Raw genomic sequence first — 18,513 nt, forward strand, 5'->3', positions numbered from 1 at the left:
AGAGGTCGCATGTCGCGTTTTGATGGGTATTTCCTGCGGCAATTGCTGGTGCTGTTTGGCTTTTTCACCCTTGTGCTTGTCGGGGTGTTCTGGATCACGCGTTCAGTCAGCCTTTTTGATCGGGTCATCAGCGGCGGCCAATCGGCGATGGTATTCCTGGAGTTCACGGCGTTGACCTTGCCGACGCTGATCCGGACGGTCATGCCCATGGCGGTGTTTGCGGCCGCTGTTTACGCCACCAACCGTTTGAGCCGCGAAAGCGAGATGACGGTGATGCTGGCAACAGGCTCCAGCCCGTGGCGACTTGCGCGAGCGGTCTTGGTGTTCGGGCTCAGTGCGGGACTGATGATGGCTGTCATCAGCGTCTTTTTGCGACCTGCATCGGTTGATCAACTGGAATTAAGACAGGATGAAGTTGCCGGAGATGTCACCGCACAGCTGTTGAATGAGGGCGAGTTCTTGCATCCAGCAGAAGGTGTAACCGTCTATATCGGCAATATCGATTTGGACGGAACGCTGCGCGAAGTCTTCGTCTCGGACCGTCGCGATGGGATTAACCCTGTCAGTTATTCCAGTGCTACGGCCTATCTGGTCAATCAGGCTTCGGGCATTCATCTGGTTATGCTGGATGGGATTGCGCTACGGTATGATCAGGCTGGTAACACGCTGTCATCCACGTTGTTCGAAGACGCCTCTTACGACATTTCCGAACTGACCCAGAATTCGAGTATGGGCCATCGCAGCCTTGAAGCCATCCCGACGGTCGAGTTGATCTGGGATCGCGAAGCGGTCTCAGTGAAAGATGATCACAGCATCGGCCATCTGGTGGATGAGCTGCACCAGAGGTTCTCGTGGATTGCGATATGTATTGCGGTCGCATTGGTCGGATATTCGACCCTGATGCTGGGTAGCTTTTCGCGCTTTGGGCTTTGGCCTCAGATCCTGGGTGCCTTTACCATTCTGGTCCTGCTTGAGGGGGTTCGGGGATTCGTATCCCCGTTCGTCATCAATGATCCCAGACTTTGGGGCTTGCTGTATCTTCCCGCCGTTATGGGCGTGCTTGTGTCGGTTCTGTTTTTACTGGCCGCGGGGCGACCCTTGCTGCGAAAAAGGGTTCGAAACGGAGCAACAAAGCCGTCACCGGTCTGAAGTCAGCGGCGAAGTTCCTCCAGGCACTGCAGGATGTTTTCAACTTCTTGACTATCCGAACGGACCACCAAATACAGCGGTAGCATTAAGTCGCGCGCATCTTTCTCGCGCAACAGCTCGCCCGAGTTCAGATGCTGAGTGATGACATAGTCCGGGAAATACCCATACCCGCCACGCTGTAGGAGATAGCGTAAAGCCATCAAGCAATTACCCAGAAAGATAGTTTGCCCTGTCGCGAGACGCGCAGTGGAACGGACATGATCCCGGTAGGTCTCGCCCAGTTCTATGTTGACAAATACCCGTTCAGCGTCGGTGTTCGCATCCTTCCTGCTTTGAACCAAAGACAGCCGTTCGGGCGCAAGTTCGTGGAATACCACGCGCCGGTCCGCAGGTTTTTCATGGGTCAGCGCGGCGTCAAGTACGTGGGTAGCAACGGCGTCGACCATATCCAAATCATGGTCGTAATTCAGGGTTAAAAGCAATTGTCCAAACCGTTGTTCAAAGCGAACAGCAAGGTCCACCAGTAACGGATCCCACACGCTCAACTGGGCACCCAGACGCAGTGCCAACCGATTTTGAATCTGTTCAGGCAGGTCGTTGGCTGCGAACGACCACAGCGACAGCATCTGTTCAGCATAGGGTTTGAATTGGCGACCGTACTCGGTCAATACCGTTCCGCCTGCCCCGCGCGAAAACAGCGGTTTGCCTGTTGCGTCTTCCAGGGCCCTGATCCGGGCGCTGACTGCGGTTTGGGTTACATTCAACTTACGGGCCGCTGAGTGAAACCCACCGGTTTCGGCTACGCTTAAAAATGTTTCGAGAGATTTGGTTTGCATATTGAAAGTATTTTTTGATCGTATTGATAAAATCAATTCATTTTTTTGCCTATATCTGCCGCTTTAAAGTGATTTGACTAACGTAGCCAAAGGATTCGCGCGATGCTGGACAAGAGCCACAAACCCACCTGGACCAGTTTTGAAGAGGCGACCAAGGCCGACTGGGATGCGGTCATGGAGTATGAAGACAGCTACAACGCTGCTTTGCCGGATCGCATACTGGACGCCATTCGTTCACTGGACGAAGAATGGACGCCGTATCCGGTAAATCGCTATCAGCACAGCCTACAGGCCGCGACACGAGCGTATGAGGACGGCGCTGACGAAGAGTTGGTTGTGGCTGCCCTGATCCATGACACCGGCGATATCTTGTCGCCTTATAATCACGGGGAACTGTCCGCCGCGATGATGAAGCCCTATGTCAGTGAGAAGACACACTGGATTCTCAAGCACCACTGCGTGTTTCAGGGCTACTACTACAATCATCATCTAGGTGGTGATCGGAATGCCCGCGACAAATATCGCGACAGTCCGTATTGGGAGGACTGCCGCTATTTTTGTCATGAATATGATCAGAAGGCGTTCGACCCGGATTATCCGACCAAACCGCTGGAGTTCTTCGAGCCCATGCTACGCCGCGTTCTGAACAAGGGCGAAGGGCACATGGAACTGAATGAGACCGCCGAGGCTTAACAGGCGGCCATCAGGCGATAGACGATCTGGGCGGCGGTAAAATCCCAGGCGGCATTGCCGTTCGGGGCCAGTTCGACGACGTCGAAACCCACACATTTTCGGCCCTTCAGGGCGTGTTCCACCAGGCGCAGGGCTTGATAATATCCCAGCCCGCCTGGGACGGGTGTTCCAGTGGCGGGCATGATTGCCGGGTCCAGCCCATCAACGTCAAAGCTGACGTACACCAGTTCGGGAAAATCCTTTGGCAGATCAACCGAGTGGATGTTGCCGGTAACCAGTTCTTCGGCGTCCACATGAAACACGTGGTTTCTCAGGCGGCTTTGGGCTTCTTCGGTCGAAAAGGCGCGAACGCCGAATTGAGCCAGACGGATACCTTCTTCGGCAAGAAGATGCATGACTGAGGCGTGAGAATGTTTCTCGCCCTGATAGGCGTTGCGCAGATCAGCATGGGCGTCGATCTGCACGATACCAATCGGTTGGTTTAGAGCGCGGGCAACACCCAACACTGCGCCGTAGCTAAGTGAATGCTCTCCACCTAGCGTCACCGGGATTTTGCCGGCGCGAACGGCCGCTTCCGTGCGTTGGGCTAGGCGTTCCATTATCTCTGACAACGCTGCATCGCAGTCAACGGGTTCTTCGGTCAAGATCCCCTCGACGCAGGGCTCGGCGTCGCCAGTGATGCGTTCCAGTTCATTACTGGCTTCGATAATTGCGTCCGGGCCTTTGGCGGTGCCCGCCCCGTAAGATACGGTGCGTTCTAGCGGCACAGGGATCACACGGAACCGCGCGTCCTCGGTGCGCTCGGATGCGGACAGTTCACTGTCGAGGAAAATACTCATGAGAGGCGGCCTTTAAAGTCGTCATAGCCGAACTGTTTGATGATTTTCAGTTCGTCCGTTTCGCTGTTCCACAGCGCTATAGTCGGCAGCGGAACTCCGTTGAAGGTGTTGGTTTTGACCATCGAATAATGCGCTTGATCGAGGAAGGCAAAGCGCTGGCCGATTTCCAGTGGTTTGTCCCATGTGTAGTCACCGATCACGTCGCCCGCCAGACAGGACGGGCCGCCCAGGCGATAGGTATGGCCTGCCTCGGCCTCATCCATGAGGGCGGGGCGATAGGGGGCTTCGATGACGTCCGGCATATGGCAGGTGGCCGAGATATCGGTGATCGCAAGGGTCATACCGTTGGTCGGCAAGTCGAGGATTTCGCCAACCAGAATGCCCGCATCCAGGGCCACCGCCTCACCGGGTTCCAGATAGACGTCGATACCGTGTATCTCACGGATGGATTTGATGAAGGCGACCAGCCCGTCGCGGTCATAGTCATCACGGGTGATATGATGCCCGCCGCCGAAGTTCAGCCATTTGAGTTGGCCAAGGTATGGTTTGAGCTTTGGCTCAACCGCGTCCCATGTCCGCTGCAACGGCGCGAACCCCTGTTCGCAGAGCGTGTGCATGTGCAGCCCGTCCACGCCACTCATAGTCTCGGCGATCAATTGGCTGACCGGCGTGCCCAAACGCGAGCGGGGCGCGCAAGGGTCGTATTTGGGGATTTCGCCTTCGGAATGTTCCGGATTGATGCGCAGACCGACCTGTACGCCGGCGGCTTGGGCTTTTGCCAGAAAGCGGTCCTTTTGCGCGGGTGAGTTGAAGATGATGTGGTCCGATAGCGACAGGATTTCGTCCATGTCCGCGTCTTTATATCCGGCGCAGAAGGTTGCGACCTCGCCGCCATATTCCTCGCGCCCCAGCCGCGCCTCATAGATGCCGGACGCGCAGGTGCCGCCAAGGTGTCGGCGCACCAGTGGGGCCAGCGAGAACATGGAAAACGCCTTGAGCGCGCTCAGGACATGTGCGCCGGAGCAGGTGCCGATCTCGGAGAGGATGGTCAGGTTGCGCTCCACGGCTTTCTCATCGACCACGAAGCAAGGGGTGGGCACGCGGTTGAAGTCGAAATTGCGGAAAGCTCCGGCATCTCCGGCTTGGGTGGTCATCATGTCGGACAATTCGGGTGTCTCCGGATTGTGGAGAGGCCGGGGGGGGCGCTGCCCCCGGACCCCCCGAGATATTTTTAGCCAGATGAAGCTGATGCGGATCAGAAATCGACGGGGCCGTCGAGTTCGTGGACCTGCCATGGCAAACCATGTTCGTTCAGCATGTCCATGAAGTTGTCAGGGTCGAGTTGCTCCATGTTCCACACGCCCGGTTCGCGCCAATTGCCTTTCAGCACCTGCGCCGCACCGATCATGGCGGGGACGCCGGTGGTGTAGCTGACGGCTTGGCTGCCGACCTCACGGTAGCATTCCTCGTGATCGCAGATGTTGTAGATATAATAGGTCTTTTCGCCCGAGCCGTCCTTGGCCTGACCTGTGGCGATGTCACCGATGCAGGCTTTGCCCTTGGTCTCCGCGCCCAGATCGCCGGGATCGGGCAGCAGGGTTTTCAGGAACTGAATCGGGATGATTTCCTTGCCGTCATGCATCACCGGGTCAATGCGAGTCATACCGACGTTTTCCAGCACCTTGGCGTGGGTGATGTAGGCGTCGCCGAAGGTCATCCAGAAGCGGGCACGCTCAATCTCGGGGAAATGGGTGCTGAGCGACTCCAGTTCCTCGTGATACATCAGGTACATGTTCTTGGGGCCGATGGCGGGGAAGTCGAACTCGACCTTGTGGGTCATCGCCGGGCTGTGCTGCCATGCGCCGTTTTCCCAATGGCGCACCTCGGCCAGCACTTCGCGCAGGTTGATTTCCGGGTTGAAGTTGGTGGCGAATTCTTGATCGTTGCTGCCGCCATTCGCGTCCAGCACATCGATCTGACGGATCGTATCCAACTTGTGCTTCTTCAGCCATTTGGCGAAGACGGATGTAACACCCGGATCGAAGCCCGAGCCGAGGATGGCAGTCAAACCAGCCTCTTTGAACCGCTCTTGATAGGCCCATTGCCAGTGGTATTCGAACTTGGCCTCGTCCTCAGGCTCATAGTTCGCGGTGTCGAGATAGTGGATGCCGGCCTCAAGACACGCGTCCATCAGAACCAGATCCTGATACGGCAGGGCCAGGTTTACGAGGATTTCTGCACCCGTTTCTTTGATCAGTTTGACTGTGTCTTCAACCTTGTACGCGTCCAACTCGGCAGTCGCGATGTCCACACCGACGCGGTCCTTAACGGCCGCTGCGATGGCATCGCATTTTGACTTGGTTCGGCTGGCGAGCGTTATCTCGGTAAAGATGTCCGAATTCATCGCCATTTTGTGCACGGCTGCGTGGGACACGCCGCCCGCGCCGACAACCAGTGTTTTGCCCATGGGATAGTCTCCTCTCAAGGGGTTATTCGTAATAGGTGTAGCCGTTGATCGAGTCGCGATAGGCGCTCATCAGGGTTTTTCGGTCCTTGGCTTGCAGAGTACCGGTCGAAATCGCCTCGTCCACCATTTTGCGGAACGCGGCGACACAGTCTTGCGGGTCGAATTCCACATAAGACAAGACTTGAGAAATTGTGTCGCCCTCTTGTTCATGCAGCAAGTCGAAGCCACCGTCGGTGCGCAGGTCGATGGTGACAACATTGGTGTCGCCGAACAGATTGTGTAGGTCGCCAAGTGTTTCCTGATAGGCGCCAACGAAGAAGACGCCCATGAAATACTCGCCTTCTTCGGGCAGCGAATGCACCGGCAGGCTGGGGGACACGCCGTCGGCCAAAATGAACCGGTCAATCTTACCGTCGCTGTCGCAGGTAATGTCGGACAGGACCGCGCGGCGGTCTGGTGTTTCATTCAAGCTTTGCAGCGGCACGATCGGGTGTAATTGGTCGATGGCCCAGACATCGGGGAGGGATTGGAACAGCGAGAAGTTGCAATGGTAGATGTCTGCGACCTTCTCAAGCTGGTCATCCACTTCCGTGTCCAGATCATCACTTGCCGCCAAGGCCTTGAGACGGGCCATAAGGGACAGGTAGATGCGCTCGGCTCGGGCCATCTGGCGCAGGTCGACATACCCGCGCCTGAAAAGCGCGCGCAATTCATTGCGATAGAAAGTTGCGTCGTTCCAGCATTCCTGCAGCCGATCCTTGCTGAGATAGCCGTGTACTGCGGCGAGGTCCGAAACCATGTGGTGGTCATCGGGCTCGGCCATTGGTCCGTCCGGGGCGTCGTAGAGTGTGCTTTCCAACACGTTGAAGACCAGCATGGACGACGTCGCAACCACCGCACGGCCGCTTTCGGTGATCAGTGTGGGGTGGTCGATTTCAGCCTCGTCCATGGCGTAAGCCACGGTTTCGACTACGTTGGCGCAATATTCCTCGACCGTGTAGTTGATCGAGTTTTCCGCGGCCTTTTTTTCGCCCGTGTAATCCACCCCCATGCCGCCGCCGAGATCCAGATAGCTGAGTGGTACACCTTCACGCGAGAGTTCGGTGTAATACCGGCATGCCTCGCCAACAGCGCGGCGCACATCGTTAACGTCTTGCACCTGTGAACCCAGATGCGAATGTTGCAGCTTGAGGCAGTGCAGCAAACCCGCCGCTTTGAGCTTGTCCACGGTGGCAACAAGCTGGTCGGTGTTCATTCCAAAGGCGGAACGGTCGCCCGAACTTTCTTCCCATTTGCCGCTGATCTGATTGGTCAATTTGACCCGAACGCCTATTAGGGGCTCGATCCCCAGTTGGTTATAGACCTCGATGACGGTATTGGCCTCTTTTGGGCTTTCCAGAACGATGACGGTGTTGAACCCGATCTTGCGAGACAGGATCGCCAATTGGATGAATTCAGCATCCTTGACGCCATTGCAGACGATCAGCGCTTGGGGGGCCAGGCGATGGGCCAGGGCCACCACCAGTTCAGGTTTTGATCCTGCTTCAAGGCCATAATTGTATTTCTTGCCGAACTCGACGATCCGGTCGACCACCTGCGCCTGTTGGTTCACCTTGATCGGAAAAACACCGCGATAGTGGCCCTTATAGTTTACGCGCGCGATTGCCTCGGCAAAGCTCTCGTTCAGGTGCGCGATTTCATGCTCTAGATAAGACGCAACACGCAAAACCATCGGGGCTTTGATCCCCCGGTCGTCCAGATCGCTGAGGATGCCCGGCAGGCTGATTGCCTCGGCCTCGGGGGCCATCGGATTGCGCAGAGCTATCTCGCCCCTTTCTGTCACCTCAATGAGGCCATGGCCCCATTTCTCAACCCCGTAGATGGAATGCGGTGCGTCGGGCGTCTGTTTCAATCAGATCAGTCCTTAACTTGGGTGTGCTGGTTTAGCGCCTGCCAATACGGCAGCGGTTTGATTCGTCCAAGTGTAAACTGTGAGAGGGTTCGCCGCCGAATTCTAGCCGTATGTACGGATCGGGATCAGGTGGTTGTCCCACTGGCAATCCGACCGCGCGGTGATTTCGGCGCCGGTGGTCGTCAGAGTGCCAAATGCACCGGTTCCGGTGGTAAACGCCAACCCAGCCTTGCCGGCGCCTAAACCGCAAACATCTTCGAACACTAAAGCTTCGATGAATGCTCCGCTATTTACGTCGAAACGGTGCAATGCATCGCCTCGCGGACAGGTGATCGCAACCGATTGGCCATCGGTGGAAAAGGCAATGCTGCCAGCATACCCTTGCAACTCTCTTTGCTGCGTTTCGGGCGCTGACAAAAGGCGAGGCTTTTCGCCCCTTTGGTGAAGCCCCAGAAGGGCAGGGTACTTGGTCTGGCTGCCTTGCCATTGCATTGCAAAACCCACTAGACCATCGTCACGCACCGCAAGATGGCGGATCGAGTTTTTGTGCAGCGCGCGGGGTAGCTCCACTTGCTCCAAAATCGAACCCGAAATGTCGAGATAGCTCAGGTTGGGCTGCATCGTTGGCAGATTTAGCTTGGTCCGACCGCTGTCGGGGTGTGTCTCGATGCCACCATTGGCGACGACCAGTATGTCGCCACCGGGCAGCAAGCGCATGTCGTGGGGGCCTATCCCACCTGACGAGAACTCTCCCAGCCGTGCGAAGCTGATCGCGTCCCAGACGCCAACCACACCTTCTGCGGCCTCATAGTCGTTTTCGGTTGTGAAAAACTGTGTTCCATCAGCCGAGAATGCACCATGCCCGTAGAAGTGGTGGCCATTGGGTGCCTCCAGCCGCTTTAGGACAGAACCATCTGTACAATCAATTGCAATTGCAAAGGTCCCGGGGCGGCGGGCAAAGGCGACCGCTTGGGCTTTGAACGGATGGGCCGCGGCGGCGTGCCCGCGCGCGGGTAGCGGTATAGCGAACAAAACTGCGCCCGAGTTATCCAGGCCGGACAGGCGGTAGCTACCATCTGGGAATAAGGCAGCGGCCAGATAGCGGGGCGCGCCGACGGACGCCCAGCCCGGCACCGAAGCAAGACTGGCGGCACCAAGGCCTGCAAGAAATTCGCGGCGGTTCGTCAATGGTCAATCCCCATCCAGTGAGTTGAATCCGGCGCTGATGCCGAGCGTCGGGCCAAGCTCGGTCGCGGCGATCTCGCGAATGTCGTTGATCGATTGCTGCAGCGCTTCGATGCGGACGCGACCTTGCGGTGTCGCAACACCGGCGAGGGCGGGGTCGTCCAGTGATTGAGCCCGGTCGATGGCCCGCGCGAAACCGGCATCCAGATCTGCAGCAATCTCGGGGTGGTCAAAGGACAGACGGGCGGCCAAGTCACGCAGGGCGATCAGAGACAGCGTGACATGATGCAACGACCGCTTGGACCGCCGCGCTTCAGCACGGTTCGGGCGCGGACGCTCGAACGTTCCTAAAGGGCGTCCAATGCGTGTGTCGGCTGTGAACTCTAGCCCCGTTGTAAGCGCCTTGAACAGCTCCTGCATTGCCTCATCGCCCGAGCGATAGGGGCTGTTGTCCCCCGGCTGCGTCAGTCGTGGTGCGTAGCTTTGCCAGTCCGCGTTGATCGCGACGGCATTTCGGTTGATATCAGTGGTGATGGCGCGGATAAGCGCGCAACGATAGTCGGCGCTTCCTTGTTCTGTCATCGCTGGATCAAAGAGCATTCGTTCCAATGCAAAAAAGCCGCGCCCGGCGATTGAGGTTTCGGCAAAGGCATCGGGGTCGTCGACGGCAGTGTCTTCACTGGCGATGTGTCGGGACAGGGTTTTGGGCGTGAATCCTTTGGTATCTGGCCAGAAAGCCAGTGCAAAAGCGCGATCGTCAGCCTCGGACGGCCCAAAACGTAAATGGCTGGCCGAAATCCAGCTATCGAATGCCGTGGCGTAATCAGCGCGCAGGTCGTCTGACTCCGGTTCGCAATCTGTTTGGGCTGTGGTCGACAAAGCACCGGTTGCGTCAGCCAGCTCTGCAAAGCGCGGTAGAATATGCGTTTCGGTCACATCCATCAAAATCGGAGCACGATCCTGAGCAAAGGCGCCCAAGGGCACTAGCAGGGCGGCGGCGAAAGTAAGGCTACGCATGGGTCAGAGGCTCCCAAGAAAGCGGATCAGGGCGTCGCGGTCGGCTTTTGGCATTGAAACAACCGTGTCGCGGGCGGCCTGCGCCTCGCCACCATGCCAAAGGATGGCTTCAAGCAGGGATCGCGCGCGACCATCGTGCAGGAATTGGGTGTGGCCCGAGACGCGCTGTGTCAGGCCGATGCCCCACAAAGGCGGCGTGCGCCATTCGCGGCCCGTTGCGCGGGCCTCGGGGCGGTTATCGGCCAGACCCTCGCCCATGTCGTGCAACAGCAGGTCGGTATAGGGCCAGATAAGCTGGAAGCTCTGTTCGGGCCTATCGGGCATCCTGTGGGTGACATATGCAGGCGTGTGGCAGGATGCGCAGCCCGAGGCAAGAAACACTTCTTTCCCGCGCAGCACTTCAGGGTCATCGGTGTCTCGGCGCGCCGGAACACCGAGATTGCGGCTGTAGAAGGCGACGAGGTCCATGCCAATTGCGTCAATCTCGAATCCCCGCACATCGCTGTCACCGTGCGGTGCCTCAATGCAGTTGGCCTGCAATTCGGTGCAATCGCCGTGCGGCGCGGGGTAAAGCGGACTTGATATGCCGATATCACCTGCGAAGGCCGCCGCCGATTGCTCCATCACCGTGGGCATCCCGGCCTTGTGACCAAAGCGGCCCATCATTGGTTCGCCAAATTCCGTCGACCATACGATGTTCGGACGGCCCGAGATACCATCGCCATCTTCGTCATCAGGATCGGCTTTGGCCAGCAAGTCCTCAACCGGAATTGATTCCAGCAACCCCAGTCCGATCATCTGCGGCGCAACTCGAGGGCTAAGCATCGCGTCCGGGTGCAACGGGCCATAGCCTAAATCGGCGGCCTTATAGCTGGGGCGGCGGAGCGAGGCCATTTCGCCATCGGACAGCGCGACGGGGACTTCCTCATACGTGATGTCCAGCCGATATTCTGCGGGATGGCCTGCCAGAGCGAAATCCTGCAGTTGAGTGCCATAACTCGGATCAGGCAGGGTGGCGATATAGTCTTCGATCTCGGCAGGCGCGCCCTCTGGCTTGCCGGGAACCGAAACTCTCAGGAACATCGAGACGGCATTGTCATCCGGGCCGTTAGGCGTATGACCGCGCCCGTCCTTGATGTGACAGCGCTGACACGAGCGGGCGTTGTATAGCGGACCCAAACCGTCCGAAGCCAGAGTGGACGACGGAGACGAGACCCAGATCTTTTTGAACAACCCGTTGCCGACTTTGAAGTCCAGCTCCTGTTCGAAGCTTAAATTGGCGGAGGGCTGAGAAAACGCGTCCGCATCAGTGCGCGCCCGCACAGTCGCAGCACCAGCGGACAGTTCTTCGAACCGTTGCGGCACACTGAAGTCGTCCGGCGTTGCTGTGACAGCGTCGATCCGGGCGCGTTCTTCGGCAGTTCTTGGAAGGAAATTTAGATGAGGGTCCCGCAGCTCGGTGGCTTGGGAAGAGGTGGCCGTGAGTGCGGCCACCGATGCAAGGGCAAGCTTACTCGCCTTCGTCCATCTTGGATGCGTTAAGTTGCGCATAATTGGCTTCGCCAATCCTTTCATAAAGGTCGAGCTGCGTTTCGAGGAAGTCGATATGTCCTTCTTCGTCGCTGATTAATTCTTCGAACAGGCCCATGGACACATAGTCGCCGGCCTCGCGGCAGTATTCCCGCGCTTCGACATAAAGCGCCCGCGCGTCTTGTTCGGCGGCTAGATCGCATTCCAGTGTTTCTTTCGGGGTCTGCCCGATGCGGAGTGGGTCAAGTTTCTGCAGGTTGGGGTGGCCCTCCAGAAAGATGATCCGCTCGATCAGCTTGTCTGCATGGCCCATCTCCTCAATGGATTCCTCACGGCTTTTCTTGGCCATATGGCCAAGCCCCCAATCCTCTTGCAGGCGGTAATGTAGCCAGTATTGGCTGACCGCCGTCAGTTCATGCCGCAGTGATTTGTTGAGGTATTCTATGACCTTGGGATCGCCCTTCATGTGCTTTCTCCTGTGATACTTCGGATCGCAATGACCGAAGCTGCATGGGGACTTTAAGATTATCGTCTGCGCGCATTGTGTCTAGGAAAAGCGGCATACATCCGCCGCAATCCGCTGACTTGCCAAGGGCATGATAGATCTTGCCGGGAGTGATGATGGTCTGTGGGTCTGCCGTGCGCATCCAATCGATCGCCGCTCGGATGTCGTGGTCAGAGATGTTGGTACATTGGCAAACGATCATGGCGACTCAGTCGGGGTATGCTATTTCCTAGTGAAATAGTAGGTTATTGAGGACGCGTCCAGTGCCAAGACGCCACACTCGATGTTGAGAAAGGCCGAGAGCACTAAAAATGCGCCCGGCCATGATGCCTATTGGAATACCGCGTCAGGGTTATCCAGGCTGTCCGAGCCTTCGAAATCAATCTGGTCAAGCTCCAGCACGGTCACGATGCGTTCGATGGTCTTGGTTTGATCGACCAGTCCATTGACGCCAGCCATAATCAGCGCTTCGCCACCTTCATTGCCGCGTTCCAGCATCTGGTCATACGCAAAACCCGCTTCGGCGGTTGATTTGATACGGCCTAGCGCCAGCATGGTGTTGGCCAGCTTGGCTTTCATCTCTGTATCAAGCGTCGGATCGGCTGCGGTCACCAGATCCGATAGGGATGCACCCGAAACAGGCGTGCCATCGATGCGGGTATAGCTGCCCAAATACACATTCTGGATGCCCAGGCCGTCATAGTAATGGCTATTGTGGGTGTTGTCTGAGAAGCAGTCCTGCTCTTCCTCGGGGTCGTTCAACATCAGGCCGAGGCGCATACGCTCACCCGCCTGCTCGCCGTAGGACAGCGAACCCATGCCGGTTAGGATCGCACTAACGCCAGCAGTTTCATTTGCGGCAAGAGCGGCACGTGCGTCACCATCTTCGGCCCACTGGGCAGTCATCCATTCCAGATCACTTATCAGCAGATCGGTTGCCGCTTTCAGATACTGGGCGCGGCGATCGCAGTTGCCACCTGTACAGCCGTCACCAACTAGATAATCGGTATAAGGACGACTTCCTGCGCCCGTGCCGTGGCCGTTCAGGTCCTGACCCCACAGCAGGAATTCGATGGCGTGATAGCCGGTGGCGACGTTCGCCTCTATCCCGTCAGCCTCGTGCAGCGTATCCGACAGCAGGGCAGGGGTAATTTCGCTGGCGTCGATGGTCTCGCCAGACAGATCAAAGCTGGGGTTGGCGATGACGTTCAGCGCGGCAAACTCGTTCTCATCGCTGGGGCCGCCGTAGGAGGAATCCACATAGTCTATCATGCCCTCGTCCAGAGGCCATGCGTTCACCTTGCCTTCCCAATCGTCGACGATGGCGTTGCCAAAGCGATAAACCTCGGTCTGCTGATACGGCACGCGCGCGGCGATCCATGCGGCACGGGCTGTGTTCAGAGTGGCATCGGACGGGTCAGCAATGAGGGCGTTGACGGCAGCTTGCAGTTTCTTTGCTGCAATCAGACTGTCGTCATATTTGGCTTCGGCGATATTGGAGTATGTGGTCAGAACATCGGCTTTGGACGGGGCCTCGGCGACAGCTGTACTTGCGATACACAAGGTCAGGGCACTGGCCGCGTTGAACAATCTGGTCATGTGGAACACTTTTCTTTCTTAGCGGGATTCGGACCCCGGCAGACGCAGCGGGGCTGGATGCGGCAATTTCTTAGAGAAATAGTCAGTAATGTCAACCTGAGTTTTATTGTCAGGTATTATTCCCATTTCTGACTAACCATATCTGGGGAGCCCGAGGCACCCGGCGAACATTGCGCTGAGGCGCAATTGTATTAAAATGCCCTACGGTTTGTTTGGTTAATGGTGAACAGAATGAAACGCGCGGCCGTTGTTCTTGCGCTAATACCAGCCGCGCTGATGGCGCAGGCAGAGACCGCCATCGAAGCGCATACTCATGGCGCGGGTCATATGGCAATTTCATTTGTTGAAACCGGATTTAGCCTGACGCTTGAAGTGCCAGGCGTAGATATTGTTGGGTTCGAGCACACTGCCGAGAACGAAGATGAGAGGGCGGATGTTGCCGTCGCAATCTCGGACCTTTCTAAACCGCTTGAGATCTTTGAGGTGCCGCCTGAAGCGGGGTGTGTGACTGCAACGGCCAATGTCGCGCTTGTTGGTGATGTCTTCGTTCAGGATGAGGGGCAAGTCAGCGATAATGCCGCGCATCACACCGAATTTCAGGCCGACTATCTGGTGCAGTGTCAGGAGCCGTCGTTAGTGACTTCAATCCAGTTCACCTATTTCGAACGGTTTGCGCGCGCCGAGCGCTTGTTTGTTGAGCTGACATCATCCTCGGCCACACAGAACCTTACGGTGGAACGCCAAACGCCACATTTGAAGGTGCCAAACTGAACCGGCGTGTGCCCGCAGTAGCAAAGCTTGACGGTCAACCAGACTGATCCCGGACCAATGCGGCCTGCAACGCGCGGTAGGAGTCCTTTGGCCTTCTTTCCAGCGTCTCGAAATCTACATCGACCAGCCCGAACCGTTTTTCATATCCCAGCGCCCACTCGTAATTGTCGAGAAGGGACCAGATGAAATATCCCTTGATCGGAACGCCGTGGTCCAGGGCATTACACACTTCGGCAAGATGCTGGTTCAAGTAGTCAATTCTGTCAGCGTCGTTTTGACGTTCTGCGCTCGCCATGCCATTTTCGGTCACGTAGATAGGCAGGTCCCCAGTATACTCTTGCGCGGTCCGGATCAGGAAACGGGACAGGGCTGCCGGATCAATTTCCCACCCCATTTGCGTTTTTGGCAAGGGGCCGGGGACGTCGGTCAAGGAAGGCCAAGACGTATCTGCGCGCGTTATCAACTTGCGCGTATAGTAATTGAGACCACACCAATCGACAGGTGCAGCTATCGTGTCGAAATCATCCTGCCACTTGTCCGGCAGATGCGGCTCCAATCCTTCCAGAACATTCTGAGGGTAGGATTTCTTGAATGCGCCGCCCAGGAAAAAGCGGTTGTAAATCCCGTCGTAAAGCGCCGCCGCAGTCTGAGCCTCATCGCTGTCGTCAGCAGGTTCCGCCCATTCAAGGTTGAACACTGCGCCAAGGTTCGACATGCCCAATCCGCGCATAGTTTCGATTGCGCGGCCATGGGCTAGCAATACATGATGCATCGCGCGCGCGGTTGCCCGGATGTCGCGCAAGCCGGGGGCATGTTGGCCTTCGAAATGGCTCAGCCAGCTTACACACCAAGGCTCGTTGACAGGTGCGACGCTGAACACCCGATCGCCTATGCGGCCCATGATGATCTCGGTGAAGTCTGCAAACCAATTCGCGATATCCCGGTTTCGCCAACCGCCCAGATCGGCGAGTGGTGACGGGAGTTCCCAGTGATACAGCGTTGCGCAGGGTTTGATGCCGCGTTCAATCAGCGCATCGGTCAGGCGATCATAGAAATCCAAGCCTTGCTGATTGATCGGTCCGCGCCCTTCGGGCAGCACGCGCGCCCAACTGGTTGAAAACCGGTAACAGTCGAAGCCTGCGCTCCGGATCAGATCCAGATCCTGTTCGAACCGGTTATAGTGATCGCAGGCCAAATCTCCGTTTTCCGCATTGGCGACGTTACCTGGAGTTGCAGCGAAACTGTCCCAATGGGTCTTGCCTGCGCCCCCATTGGCGTGTCCCTCGATCTGATAGGCCGACGTCGCCACACCAAACTGAAAATCTGGCGGGAAATCTGCGCGTTTGTACTTCATCTCACATCCTTTGTGGGGCTGGCCCCGTCGAGCTGCCGACGACAAGTTCAGCCTCCAGCAAGCGCGTTTTGGGTGGGTCATCCGGAGCGTTGATCCGCTCGATCAGCATTTCGGCAGCCACCTCGCCCGCGTGTCTGACCGACGAGCGCGTTGCGGTGAAAATTGGAACATCCATACCATTGCGCATGTATGACAACTCGTCATCATGAGCGATCACTGAGATATCGCGCCCCATTTTCAGGCCGCTTTCTTCCAGTGCGCGCCGGACTCCAACCGCAGAGATAATCGAAGAGGCCAAAATTGCTGTTGGCGGGTCGTCGAGCTTCAGCATGTCGCAGGCTGTCTGATGCCCATAAATCTCGGTCATCTCAGCGCTGCGCAGCAGGTTTGGATCAGGCGAGATCCCGGTTTCTTTGAGCGCCGCCAGATAGCCGTTCCTCCGCCGACGCGCGAAATCCATTTCCTCGAGCCCGTTGATCAAGGCGATGCGCCGATGGCCCAGATCGATCAAAAACCGAGTAGCGCGTTCGAATGAACGCTGGTTGTTCACATCGATCCAATCATAGGGCTCTTTGGCGTAGGTCGACCGGCCATGAACAATGAAGGGCACGCCGAGGCGCGATAATACCGAGATGCGCGGCTCTCGTACCTTGGGGCCTTGCAGGACCACGCCGTCTACGACGCCCCGATTGAACAGGCTGCGATAGGATTCTTCAATTGATGTGTCCGGCGCGTGCGTGAACATCATGTCATAATTGTTCGCCGCATAGGTTTTGGCTGCGCCTGCCACAAAATCTCCGAAAATCGGATTGACCATTTCGTGCCGGGACGAGGTGGGAATCACATGGCCGATGACCATAGACCGCCCTGTCGCTAGCCCCTTTGCGCGGCTGTTGGGGCGGTAACCATGCTTGTTCGCAGCAGCCTGAACCCGGATGCGCGTCCCTTCGCTGACCTCCGGGTAACCGTTCAGCGCGCGGCTGACGGTCGTTTGTGAAAGGCCGAGGATCTCAGAGAGTTGCTTTAGGTTCATTTCACTCAAAGCGCCTTCAAATTGATTCCCATTTGTTTTGTTGTGAAAACCTGGCTCAGTCAACATGTTTCGAGAGAATGCCTTAGAATGGCAGTTTTTTAGGGGTTAGCAGGCGAGATATTGACAGGATCTGAATGTTAGCGGATAAAGTACCGCATCCAAAGCGCTTTGAAAACGAATCTCGTTTGCGCCGAAAATATTGGGAGGAGAACTCATGAGACACGCACTTTATTCGGGTGCGGCGGCGATCGCTCTGCTGGCCGGGTCGGTACAAGCACAAGATTTGGTCTTCGCGCCGGGCGAGGGGCCGTTCAACTGGGACAGCTATAATGCCTGGGCCGAAAGCGCCCCGGATCTGAGCGGTCAGACGGTCACGATTTTTGGTCCGTGGCTGACCCCGGAAGACGGTTACTTCAACAACATGATTGCCTATTTCGAAGAGGCGACTGGCGCAGATGTGATCTATACCGGTTCCGACAGTTTCGAGCAGCAGATCGTTATCGATGCCGAGGCAGGATCAGCCCCCAATATCGCGGTCTTCCCGCAGCCAGGACTGGCGGCGATCATGGCATCCAAAGGGCAGCTGACACCGCTGGGTGAAGATATGGCGGCCTGGGTTGGTGACAATTATGCGGCTGGCGATTCCTGGGTTGATCTTGGCACTTACAAAGACGCCGACGGCAATGACCAGATGTATGGCTTCTTCTACAATGTGAACGTCAAGTCTCTGGTCTGGTATAACCCGGAAAACTTCGAGGATGCCGGATACGAAGTGCCGACGAGCATGGAAGAACTGAAGGCCCTGACCGAGCAGATCGTCGCCGATGGCGAAACCCCGTGGTGCATTGGCCTGGGATCGGGTGCCGCCACCGGTTGGCCCGCGACCGACTGGGTTGAAGACATGATGCTGCGGACTCAGCCGCCCGAGGTTTACGACCAGTGGGTGACAAACGAGATCCCATTTGACGATCCGCGCGTTATCGCCGCAATCGAAGAGTTTGGCTGGTTTGCGCGTGATGACGCCAAGGTCTCGGGTGGGTCAGATGCTGTCGCCTCGACTGACTTCCGCGACAGCCCCAAAGGCATGTTCTCATCGCCGCCCCAGTGCTACATGCACCGTCAGGCGTCCTTTGTTCCGGCCTTCTTCCCCGAAGATGTCGAGTTCGGCCTGGATGCAGATTTCTTTTACATGCCGTCTTTCGCAGACAAGGACTTGGGTAACCCGGTTCTGGGTGGCGGTACTCTGATGGCGGTAAGCAATCCATCGGATGCGACCAGCGCGTTCATGGAGTTCCTCAAGCAACCGATTGCACATGAAGTCATGATGGCACAAACCGGATTCCTGACCCCGCATAAGGGCGTGAACACCGAAGCCTATAAGGATGATACTCTGCGCGGTCTGGGTGACATTCTACTGGGCGCGACCACCTTCCGCTTCGACGGCTCGGACCTAATGCCGGGCGCCGTGGGTGCGGGTACGTTCTGGACCGGCATGGTTGACTATACTGGCGGGAAATCCGCCGAAGAAGTCACCGGCGAAATCCAGTCATCTTGGGACGCAATCAAGTAATCCGCTGAACCTTCGGGCAACCTTTCAATCAGGTTGCCCGAAACCCTAGCAAG

18 protein-coding genes are annotated in these 18,513 nt (G+C 57.1%); 5 read left to right on the forward strand and 13 right to left on the reverse strand.

What is annotated here, in order from left to right; translation table 11 throughout:
- Positions 1–9 precede the first annotated feature (9 nt).
- Positions 10–1,149: an LPS export ABC transporter permease LptF gene (gene lptF, locus ACR0L9_RS01925; RefSeq protein ID WP_170564396.1), complete on the forward strand. Its 1,140-nt coding sequence runs from the start codon at positions 10–12 to the stop codon at positions 1,147–1,149.
- 2 nt (positions 1,150–1,151) lie between these two features.
- On the opposite strand, the gene ACR0L9_RS01930 is transcribed toward lptF, so the two are convergent.
- Positions 1,152–1,985, reverse strand: a complete 834-nt coding sequence (locus ACR0L9_RS01930; protein ID WP_170402209.1) for a LysR family transcriptional regulator — start codon at positions 1,983–1,985, stop codon at positions 1,152–1,154.
- Positions 1,986–2,087: 102 nt separating this feature from the next.
- Here ACR0L9_RS01930 and ACR0L9_RS01935 point away from each other — a divergent pair, with 102 nt between their 5' ends.
- Complete coding sequence (locus ACR0L9_RS01935; RefSeq protein ID WP_170564393.1) at positions 2,088–2,678, forward strand: HD domain-containing protein; 591 nt, start codon at positions 2,088–2,090, stop codon at positions 2,676–2,678.
- On the opposite strand, the gene speB is transcribed toward ACR0L9_RS01935, so the two are convergent.
- From speB to ACR0L9_RS01980, 9 genes are all read right to left on the reverse strand, one after another.
- Positions 2,675–3,517: an agmatinase gene (gene speB, locus ACR0L9_RS01940; RefSeq protein WP_480894517.1), complete on the reverse strand. Its 843-nt coding sequence runs from the start codon at positions 3,515–3,517 to the stop codon at positions 2,675–2,677. The two genes, ACR0L9_RS01935 and speB, sit on opposite strands and share 4 nt — an antisense overlap.
- Positions 3,514–4,683: a carboxynorspermidine decarboxylase gene (gene nspC, locus ACR0L9_RS01945; protein WP_480894519.1), complete on the reverse strand. Its 1,170-nt coding sequence runs from the start codon at positions 4,681–4,683 to the stop codon at positions 3,514–3,516. Before nspC ends, speB begins: the two co-directional genes overlap by 4 nt.
- 89 nt (positions 4,684–4,772) lie before the next feature.
- Positions 4,773–5,984 (reverse strand): saccharopine dehydrogenase family protein, encoded by a 1,212-nt coding sequence (locus ACR0L9_RS01950; protein WP_170646680.1) that lies wholly within the window; start codon positions 5,982–5,984, stop codon positions 4,773–4,775.
- A 22-nt stretch (positions 5,985–6,006) separates the two neighbouring features.
- The gene (gene speA / locus ACR0L9_RS01955) at positions 6,007–7,896 is read right to left on the reverse strand and encodes a biosynthetic arginine decarboxylase (RefSeq protein ID WP_170819336.1); all 1,890 of its coding nucleotides are present in this window, start codon (positions 7,894–7,896) and stop codon (positions 6,007–6,009) included.
- Positions 7,897–7,998: 102 nt separating this feature from the next.
- Positions 7,999–9,084 carry a DUF1513 domain-containing protein gene (locus ACR0L9_RS01960; protein ID WP_480894521.1) on the reverse strand — a complete coding sequence of 362 codons (1,086 nt, stop codon included), beginning with the start codon at positions 9,082–9,084 and terminating at the stop codon, positions 7,999–8,001.
- 3 nt (positions 9,085–9,087) lie between these two features.
- Positions 9,088–10,098: an imelysin family protein gene (locus tag ACR0L9_RS01965; RefSeq protein ID WP_170392568.1), complete on the reverse strand. Its 1,011-nt coding sequence runs from the start codon at positions 10,096–10,098 to the stop codon at positions 9,088–9,090.
- A 3-nt stretch (positions 10,099–10,101) separates the two neighbouring features.
- A complete protein-coding gene (locus ACR0L9_RS01970) occupies positions 10,102–11,592 on the reverse strand; it encodes a di-heme oxidoreductase family protein (RefSeq protein ID WP_480894523.1) in 1,491 nt (496 codons plus the stop codon).
- A gap of 16 nt (positions 11,593–11,608) precedes the next feature.
- Positions 11,609–12,094, reverse strand: a complete 486-nt coding sequence (gene bfr, locus ACR0L9_RS01975) for a bacterioferritin (protein ID WP_170392566.1) — start codon at positions 12,092–12,094, stop codon at positions 11,609–11,611.
- Positions 12,042–12,275, reverse strand: coding sequence for a (2Fe-2S)-binding protein (locus ACR0L9_RS01980; protein ID WP_480735683.1), 234 nt, complete (start codon positions 12,273–12,275; stop codon positions 12,042–12,044). Before ACR0L9_RS01980 ends, bfr begins: the two co-directional genes overlap by 53 nt.
- Between ACR0L9_RS01980 and ACR0L9_RS01985 the strand changes: the two genes are divergently transcribed.
- Complete coding sequence (locus ACR0L9_RS01985) at positions 12,225–12,374, forward strand: hypothetical protein (protein WP_480894935.1); 150 nt, start codon at positions 12,225–12,227, stop codon at positions 12,372–12,374. The two genes, ACR0L9_RS01980 and ACR0L9_RS01985, sit on opposite strands and share 51 nt — an antisense overlap.
- 89 nt (positions 12,375–12,463) lie before the next feature.
- Here ACR0L9_RS01985 and ACR0L9_RS01990 read toward each other — a convergent pair whose 3' ends face one another.
- Positions 12,464–13,732 carry an imelysin family protein gene (locus tag ACR0L9_RS01990; RefSeq protein ID WP_480894525.1) on the reverse strand — a complete coding sequence of 423 codons (1,269 nt, stop codon included), beginning with the start codon at positions 13,730–13,732 and terminating at the stop codon, positions 12,464–12,466.
- 231 nt (positions 13,733–13,963) lie between these two features.
- On the opposite strand from ACR0L9_RS01990, the gene ACR0L9_RS01995 reads away from it, so the two are divergent.
- Complete coding sequence (locus ACR0L9_RS01995) at positions 13,964–14,503, forward strand: ZrgA family zinc uptake protein (protein ID WP_170513516.1); 540 nt, start codon at positions 13,964–13,966, stop codon at positions 14,501–14,503.
- Between the two features lie 34 nt (positions 14,504–14,537).
- Here ACR0L9_RS01995 and ACR0L9_RS02000 read toward each other — a convergent pair whose 3' ends face one another.
- Together ACR0L9_RS02000 and ACR0L9_RS02005 are read right to left on the reverse strand one after the other, a co-directional pair.
- Complete coding sequence (locus ACR0L9_RS02000; protein ID WP_480894528.1) at positions 14,538–15,857, reverse strand: GH1 family beta-glucosidase; 1,320 nt, start codon at positions 15,855–15,857, stop codon at positions 14,538–14,540.
- A gap of 1 nt (position 15,858) precedes the next feature.
- Positions 15,859–16,890: a substrate-binding domain-containing protein gene (locus tag ACR0L9_RS02005; RefSeq protein ID WP_170392561.1), complete on the reverse strand. Its 1,032-nt coding sequence runs from the start codon at positions 16,888–16,890 to the stop codon at positions 15,859–15,861.
- Between the two features lie 214 nt (positions 16,891–17,104).
- On the opposite strand from ACR0L9_RS02005, the gene ACR0L9_RS02010 reads away from it, so the two are divergent.
- The gene (locus ACR0L9_RS02010) at positions 17,105–18,460 is read left to right on the forward strand and encodes an ABC transporter substrate-binding protein (RefSeq protein ID WP_170512843.1); all 1,356 of its coding nucleotides are present in this window, start codon (positions 17,105–17,107) and stop codon (positions 18,458–18,460) included.
- The last annotated feature ends 53 nt before the right edge of the window (positions 18,461–18,513 follow it).

The organism is Ruegeria sp. I3, assembly GCF_056532525.1.

What these genes read in the sequence shown, in the direction of transcription:
- lptF (WP_170564396.1), top strand. Translation starts at nt 10, where the DNA reads ATGTCGCGTTTTGATGGGTATTTCCTGCGGCAATTGCTGGTGCTGTTT.
- ACR0L9_RS01930 (WP_170402209.1), bottom strand. Translation starts at nt 1,985, where the DNA reads ATGCAAACCAAATCTCTCGAAACATTTTTAAGCGTAGCCGAAACCGGT.
- ACR0L9_RS01935 (WP_170564393.1), top strand. Translation starts at nt 2,088, where the DNA reads ATGCTGGACAAGAGCCACAAACCCACCTGGACCAGTTTTGAAGAGGCG.
- speB (WP_480894517.1), bottom strand. Translation starts at nt 3,517, where the DNA reads ATGAGTATTTTCCTCGACAGTGAACTGTCCGCATCCGAGCGCACCGAG.
- ACR0L9_RS01950 (WP_170646680.1), bottom strand. Translation starts at nt 5,984, where the DNA reads ATGGGCAAAACACTGGTTGTCGGCGCGGGCGGCGTGTCCCACGCAGCC.
- ACR0L9_RS01965 (WP_170392568.1), bottom strand. Translation starts at nt 10,098, where the DNA reads ATGCGTAGCCTTACTTTCGCCGCCGCCCTGCTAGTGCCCTTGGGCGCC.
- bfr (WP_170392566.1), bottom strand. Translation starts at nt 12,094, where the DNA reads ATGAAGGGCGATCCCAAGGTCATAGAATACCTCAACAAATCACTGCGG.
- ACR0L9_RS01985 (WP_480894935.1), top strand. Translation starts at nt 12,225, where the DNA reads ATGATAGATCTTGCCGGGAGTGATGATGGTCTGTGGGTCTGCCGTGCG.
- ACR0L9_RS01980 (WP_480735683.1), bottom strand. Translation starts at nt 12,275, where the DNA reads ATGCGCACGGCAGACCCACAGACCATCATCACTCCCGGCAAGATCTAT.
- ACR0L9_RS01990 (WP_480894525.1), bottom strand. Translation starts at nt 13,732, where the DNA reads ATGACCAGATTGTTCAACGCGGCCAGTGCCCTGACCTTGTGTATCGCA.
- ACR0L9_RS01995 (WP_170513516.1), top strand. Translation starts at nt 13,964, where the DNA reads ATGAAACGCGCGGCCGTTGTTCTTGCGCTAATACCAGCCGCGCTGATG.
- ACR0L9_RS02000 (WP_480894528.1), bottom strand. Translation starts at nt 15,857, where the DNA reads ATGAAGTACAAACGCGCAGATTTCCCGCCAGATTTTCAGTTTGGTGTG.
- ACR0L9_RS02005 (WP_170392561.1), bottom strand. Translation starts at nt 16,890, where the DNA reads ATGAACCTAAAGCAACTCTCTGAGATCCTCGGCCTTTCACAAACGACC.
- ACR0L9_RS02010 (WP_170512843.1), top strand. Translation starts at nt 17,105, where the DNA reads ATGAGACACGCACTTTATTCGGGTGCGGCGGCGATCGCTCTGCTGGCC.